This window comes from Vibrio sp. 03_296, assembly GCF_002265885.1.
In genome coordinates this window covers 1-1,194 of sequence record NZ_NPKW01000774.1, presented here as the reverse complement: position 1 = coordinate 1,194, position 1,194 = coordinate 1, and the positions used below count along the sequence as shown (strand labels likewise).

1 protein-coding gene and 1 pseudogene are annotated in these 1,194 nt (G+C 45.1%); both read right to left on the bottom strand.

Features of this window, described 5'->3' with window-relative positions:
* Window positions 1–334, bottom strand: a 334-nt coding sequence (locus tag CIK04_RS27785) for an outer membrane protein transport protein (RefSeq protein WP_176463456.1), incomplete at its 3' end; no start/stop codon positions are given.
* A gap of 249 nt (window positions 335–583) precedes the next feature.
* Window positions 584–1,194, bottom strand: a pseudogene (locus CIK04_RS27780) (DUF3379 family protein); the annotation flags it as partial.

Genomic DNA, 1,194 nt, shown 5'->3' with positions numbered 1-1,194 from the left:
GCGCAATAGAGGTATCGCCAGCATCATCATAGTTCGATTCTTTACCTGCTGGAGCGGTTAAACCTTGATACCTTGCATCTTTCACTTCAATCATTGAAGTAATGCTTTCAAAACCAAGCGATAGGGCTTTTTCATCAAAAAGCGCCATAGCGGCTGGGTTGCGTGCCATTACGGCGGCGTTATCTGCAATGACTGCATCGCCGGCGAATGCGCGGCCGATACCTGTTGCAGATTGCGCGTTAATTTGGAAACCTGCTGCCATTGTTTGGCCTGAAGCCAATGCAACAGTCACTGCTAGGAGAGACTTATTAAACAGACGCATGTTCTGAGTCATTTGATTATTCCTTTTTGTTGCCGCCTCTAAATGGGCGTTGTTTTTGAGCAATTGCTCAGTGGTGGCTGATCCTAGTCGTAAGAGTAGCAGATACAAATCCGACCATTGACCTAAAATGGGTGAAAATTGCAAAACTGGCGGTTATCTGGCAGGAAATGGCGTCTAAAGCGCACAAAATAGAGTTTTAACTCTAGCGATATGGGTTTGGTGAATGGTTTCGTGTGGATTAATAATGCAAAAAGCCGCAAGTTAGCAGTAACTTGCGGCTTTTGTCGGCGAAATACTGACTAAACAAGGTAAGTTAATCATAGGTGCGAGCTTTTCAGCAAATTTTTTGGTGTCTCGCCATTTTCTCCCACCAAGATCAAGCTGGTATCGCCAATAGGAACGATAATGCCATTCAATCCCGTCTTTGGCGAATCCGCGTTCTGCTGGCTCTTAATTGGCGCGATAAACAGCGTGATCTTGCCTTTATCTCCTTGGAAAATCATATGCAATGCATTGGCATGACCAAAACCACAGTGATTCAGGTAATAAACGTGGTATGGGAAGTTTGCATCAAAGTAGTAATCCAGTGGCGATAACTTAGCGTTGATCTGTACGGAGGTCACTTGCTCATCGATGTGTCGCACAAAGCCACTTTCTGCGATCACGTGTTTCATCGCTGTATCTGCTAAGCTCGCTTGCGCAGGTGTCACCAATGAGGTTACCCCAGTTAATTTGACCGACCAATAAGCTGCCAGTGAAGGCAAATGAAGCGGCTAGCGCCTATTGCTTTACGGACGAAATTCGGCCTGACAATTTTATCATCACTCGCGTAAGAAGTTTGTTTAAACAAGATTTTGTCAACAAGCTCTTCA